The 4,553-nt window shown below is 61.8% G+C and carries 6 protein-coding genes, 1 tRNA gene and 2 pseudogenes; 3 read left to right on the top strand and 6 right to left on the bottom strand.

Going from position 1 to position 4,553, the window contains the following annotated elements:
• The 3 genes and pseudogenes from E5W70_RS30750 to E5W70_RS30740 form a co-directional block, all read right to left on the bottom strand.
• Positions 1–190, bottom strand: a pseudogene (locus E5W70_RS30750) (glutamine synthetase); the annotation flags it as partial.
• Complete coding sequence (locus tag E5W70_RS30745; RefSeq protein ID WP_292665018.1) at positions 187–834, bottom strand: isochorismatase family cysteine hydrolase; 648 nt, start codon at positions 832–834, stop codon at positions 187–189. The pseudogene E5W70_RS30750 and the gene E5W70_RS30745, both read right to left, overlap by 4 nt.
• Before the next feature lie 161 nt (positions 835–995).
• On the bottom strand, positions 996–1,202 hold the full coding sequence (locus E5W70_RS30740; protein ID WP_292665021.1) for a hypothetical protein: 207 nt from the start codon (positions 1,200–1,202) through the stop codon (positions 996–998).
• Between E5W70_RS30740 and E5W70_RS30735 the strand changes: the two genes are divergently transcribed.
• Both E5W70_RS30735 and E5W70_RS30730 read left to right on the top strand, forming a co-directional pair.
• Complete coding sequence (locus E5W70_RS30735) at positions 1,113–1,478, top strand: hypothetical protein (RefSeq protein WP_292665020.1); 366 nt, start codon at positions 1,113–1,115, stop codon at positions 1,476–1,478. The genes E5W70_RS30740 and E5W70_RS30735 overlap by 90 nt on opposite strands.
• Positions 1,435–1,692: a helix-turn-helix transcriptional regulator gene (locus E5W70_RS30730; protein ID WP_366509764.1), complete on the top strand. Its 258-nt coding sequence runs from the start codon at positions 1,435–1,437 to the stop codon at positions 1,690–1,692. The genes E5W70_RS30735 and E5W70_RS30730 overlap by 44 nt, the downstream gene beginning before the upstream one ends.
• Positions 1,693–2,268: 576 nt before the next feature.
• Here E5W70_RS30730 and E5W70_RS30725 read toward each other — a convergent pair.
• The 3 genes from E5W70_RS30725 to E5W70_RS30715 all read right to left on the bottom strand — a co-directional run bounded on the left by E5W70_RS30725 (position 2,269) and on the right by E5W70_RS30715 (position 3,729).
• Positions 2,269–2,523 carry a hypothetical protein gene (locus tag E5W70_RS30725; protein WP_292665017.1) on the bottom strand — a complete coding sequence of 85 codons (255 nt, stop codon included), beginning with the start codon at positions 2,521–2,523 and terminating at the stop codon, positions 2,269–2,271.
• An 80-nt stretch (positions 2,524–2,603) separates the two neighbouring features.
• Positions 2,604–2,677 (bottom strand) — tRNA-Gln (locus E5W70_RS30720).
• Positions 2,678–2,796: 119 nt separating this feature from the next.
• Positions 2,797–3,729 (bottom strand): lysylphosphatidylglycerol synthase domain-containing protein, encoded by a 933-nt coding sequence (locus tag E5W70_RS30715; RefSeq protein WP_292665016.1) that lies wholly within the window; start codon positions 3,727–3,729, stop codon positions 2,797–2,799.
• Positions 3,730–4,027: 298 nt separating this feature from the next.
• On the opposite strand from E5W70_RS30715, the pseudogene E5W70_RS30710 reads away from it, so the two are divergent.
• A pseudogene (locus E5W70_RS30710) lies at positions 4,028–4,553 on the top strand (Ppx/GppA family phosphatase); the annotation flags it as partial.

The following is a 4,553-nucleotide window of genomic DNA, read 5'->3' as shown; positions in this document are numbered from 1 at the left end:
CGCCTGACGAGCCCCAGGGATTGGCGTCGACGATCGAGTTGAACGGCGTCAGCGACAGATTGGCCTGCAGCCAGCCGACACCGGTCGCGGCGATCGTCTGCAGCCTGCTTTCGACGACCGAGCGGCCGCGCGTGATCGCCGAAAGGTCGGTGGTTACGACGGCAACGAGCGGTTCGACGGTCCATGTCATGCAGCTTTTCCCAAAACTTCGAAACGGGCAGTAACGATGGCGGTGTCGGCGATCCAGCAATAGCCGCCGAACGCCTCGAGCGCGCCGTCATGGCGCTCCTGCGAGGCGGCAGCGCAAGCGTCTGATACGCAGGTGACGAGATAGCCGCGATCGGCGGCATCGCGCACCGCCATGTCGACGCACTGGTCGGTCATGATGCCGGCGACGATCAGGTAGCGAACGCCGAGGTTTTTCAGGACATAATCGATGTTGGTCGAGTTGAAGACGCCCGACGATGTCTTCGGCAGCATGATCTCGTCGCCGACCGGCGCCAGCGACGGCACCGGCAGGCCTTCCGGCCGGCTCGGCGCGATGTGGATCGGCGTCAGCTTGTGGTCGAGCGAACGGTCGCGGCCGTCTTCGGTCAGGCTCTGGACGATTGTGTGGATCACCTCGACGCCGTTGGCCCGCGCCGCCGCCAGCAGGCGCTGTTGATTGGGGATCGTTTGCGACGCCGTCTGCCGGTAGAAATAGTGATCGGGCCCACGCTCCGGATGCGCCGGATCGGCGCCGGGCTCGAGCCAGACCCGTTGCATGTCGACCAGCAGCAGTGCGGTTTCGCCGGCCCGGAACGGCTCGTTTCGTTTCGGCAGTGGTGGCGTCATGCTTTCTGGTCCTGTGTTGCTGATCACAATCCGGCTGATTTAGCTGATTTTGGTCCACGCGTCCTGCGTGGCGGACACACTTATTGGGAGTATTCGAGTCGCTAATTTGAGTTAAACTTTGTTTTCGGGGCGTGGAGACGGGGGTCTCTGTGATGATCGATTCAGACGTGTTCGACTTTGTCGAACGCTGCAGGAAACACACAGCCACCGGGCCGCTGCTGAGCGACCTTCTTGATACCGTGAGGAATCTCGGCTTCGAGCACCTTATCCTGAGCGGTGTGCCGCTCAGTGGCCAGAAACTTGCACCGATGGTTGAACTGAATGGCTGGCCGGCCGGTTGGTTCGAACGCTATGTCGAGGCCGAGCATGCCGCAGTCGATGGTGTTTGCATCTACTCGGCAAAGACTGTCCGAGGTTCCGGCAAAGTGGTCGGATACGGAAGGTTCAAGACGTGTCGCCGGCGAGGCGACGGAGTTCGGCATCTGGAGCGGCTTCGCTGTACCGATGCTCAGCATTCACCATTGGCAATCCGTGCTGTCGTTTGCCTCCTCCGCGAAGTCCTGCACCCTCTCGCCACGCCATCAAGTGCAACTGGTGACCATGGCGGTCTATGCCGGCATGTCGATCCAGGCCTTGGCGGATGATAATGATGACGATGAAGGCGTGCTGACCGACCGCGAAAAAGAGGTGCTGTTGTGGGCCGCGGCCGGCAAGACCTCGTCGGAAACATCCCAGATCCTCGGCCTGACCGAACGCACGGTCAAATGGCACTCAACGCGGGCCCGCGAGGCTTTTGGTGTCGCAACGACCACGCAGGCGGTCGTCGAGGCAGTGCGCCGGCGCCTGATCCACCCCTAAACGCGTCAACTGTCCCATCGGACAGGTGACGTACATTAGCGAGGCTGCAAATATCCCCCGCGAGAACGATCGGGGGATCGCGCCATGATAACAGCCCACGTAGTCAAATGATTATACATTTTGCACAGAGGAGGCGTTGGAAAGGCTAACAAAACAGATTAACTTGAAAGGGAGTTTGATTGGCGCGGAGGCCGCCGCTACACTTATACGCTTCGCGAGAGCCGAGATAAGTGCAGCACACGTGAAGTCAGCGTATCCTGATTTTGTTTCGAAGATTTCCTTTCACGGGCCACTTGAGCGGATGACCTTATTTCCAGGCCCCGAGACGATGCCTCAGAGCGGAACTCCACTGTCCGCTACCGCGTCGATCCTAGATCCGGAGCGGAGGGAGTAATCACGCATTGGCCGAAGTTCGATGACGGCACAAACCGCTGGATCACTTGGACCCATTGGGCGGGGATAGGTGCTGGTATCCTGTCGGCGCTCTGCATTCTCGGCTCGGCGCTACAGGCATATAGCCTTATGACCGTGCCATGATATCGGTCGTTTCCGGTCGGGTAGAAGGGTAGATGGACTTCACGCGCCGCCGCTCTGTTGCTGGCTGTGCCACTGTTCAATGCTATTGCATAGGAACTTCACAAATCCACTGCACAGCAACGGCTCAGCTGCACCGTCTGGCGTGAATTCATATATCGCGTCCGATTCATCGATTCCCCAAGTTCCGAGATATTCGCCTTCCTGAGTGACGACAGCGCCGTCCTCAAGCAGGTTTATTGACCATCGAAGATCCATGCCGCCTCCCGGTCCCGAATGATGCGGATAGGACACCATGTGGATCATCCGCTTGTCTGTGACACTTAGCAATTTCTAAATGTTAGCTAAATGTTTGAAACATAAGTAAAAAAGAGGTCTGGCTGGGGAACCTGGATTCGAACCAGGACTAACGGAGTCAGAGTCCGTGGGTCTACCGTTAACCTATTCCCCAGCAGGCGCGGTTGTTGAAAACCGCGCGGGCAGGGCGGCGATGTCGCCGCGCGTGCCTTGTAGCCGCCGCCGGAAAATAGTCAACCCTGTGTCTGGGCTCAATCGTCGGCTTCCGGCGCGTCAATTCGCGCTCCGGCTGAATTGCGAGCGCTCGAAATACAGCACCACGCCGAGCGCGATCAGCAGCGGGATGATCAGGTAGAACAGCCGGAATACCAGCAGCGCCGCCAGCACGCCCACCTGGTCCATATGTGACAAGCCGGCGAGGAACACCACCTCGAAGACGCCGAGCCCGCCCGGCGCATGCGAGATCTGCGCGATCGAGAACGACACCAGGAAGACGCCGAGCACGATGAAATAGCCGGGATTGCCGGTGGCGGGCAGGGCGAAGAAGATGATCGCCGCCGCCGCCAGCAGCTCGATCGGGCCGACCAGCAATTGCCGCGCCACGATCGGCAGCGCCGGGTAGTGCAGCTGAAAGCTGCCGATCCTCAGCGGCCTCAGATGCAGCCAGCTGCCGAAGACATAGGCCGCCACCACGAGCAGCATGGCGAGCCCTGCCGCTTGCGACAGGCTGTGGTGCGGCGTGCCGGAAAACCGGTCGATCACCTCGGGCTCGAGCAGCAGGACGATGCTTGAGACGAACAGCGTCGACAGCACGAAGGTGATCCAGCAGATCGCCACCAGAATGCCGACATCCTGCCCGGTCAGGCCCTTGGTGCCGTAGGCGCGGTAGCGGATCACCGCACCGGAAAATACCGAGCCGCCGATATTGTGCGACAGCGCGTAGGTGGTGAACGAGCAGAAGGTGACGAACAGCCACGAGACTTTTTTGCCGATGTGCAGCAGCGCGATGTGGTCGTAGCCGGCGAGCGAGGCATAGGCGATGACCGAGCTCAGCGCCGCCAGCACCCAGCCGCGCGCCGGGATGGCGACGATGCCGTCCCAGACGTCGTCGAGCGAGATGCCGCGCAATTCGTGCAGCAGCAGCCACAGCGAGAACACCACCGCGGCGATGCCGATCACGGGCCAGAAATAGCGCCTCCAGTTCATGGCGTGAGGATCATGCGTTTGCAGCCCGTACCCGTTTTCCGGTTCGCAGCAGGAAAACCGCCCGCGGTCCCGAATGGTTTACCCCTCCATTTCAGAAATGCCTCATTGAAGCCGGCTATTCAACCGGGAAGGCGCGCCATTCTCCGCCGAGGGCACGGGCGAGACAACGCCGCCGGCAAAATTCGCCGCGAGCACTCTTGGTGATCCGGCCCGGCGCTGATAGTCTGGCCGCAACTTGAACATGTAAAAGCGCCTGCTGCGTCCGGTCTCGGTTCGCGCGGCGCCGGAAGGAACGACAGTGGAAGACCACGACGCCGGCGCTGGCGCGCCGGAAGTGGGCGTGTCCAGGGGTTCGCCGACGCCGTCCGGCCAGGCAAGCCCATCCACCGGACGCTACGGCCGTCAGGTGCAGCCCCGGTCCGGCAATGGACAGGCTGGCGACACGTCCCACGATCACAAGGGTCAGAACGGCCCGCATCAGAACGGCAAACCCAAGAAGCGGCGCAAGCGCCGGCGCGGGCGCAAGGTTTTCGCGCGCGACGAGGCTCATCCGGTGATAACAGGCACTTCGGCGCCCGCCGCCAACGAGGCGCCGGCCGCTCACCCGCCCCAGCCAGCGGCTCCGCCCTCAGCCCCGGCAACGCCGCCAAGGCCTGGGCAAGGTGCCCGCACGCCGCCACCGCTTCAGGAATTGCCGGTGTTTGCCGCGCTCGACCTCGGCACCAACAATTGCCGCCTGCTGGTCGCGGTGCCGACGCGTCATGGCCAGTTCCGCGTCATCGATGCCTTCTCGCGCATCGTCAGGCTGGGCGAGGGCCTTACCG

It is taken from the genome of Mesorhizobium sp., assembly GCF_005063415.1.
Classification (GTDB): domain Bacteria; phylum Pseudomonadota; class Alphaproteobacteria; order Rhizobiales; family Rhizobiaceae; genus Mesorhizobium.
The sequence above is the reverse complement of the archived record's forward strand: the minus strand, read 5'-3'. Positions and strand labels throughout refer to the sequence as shown.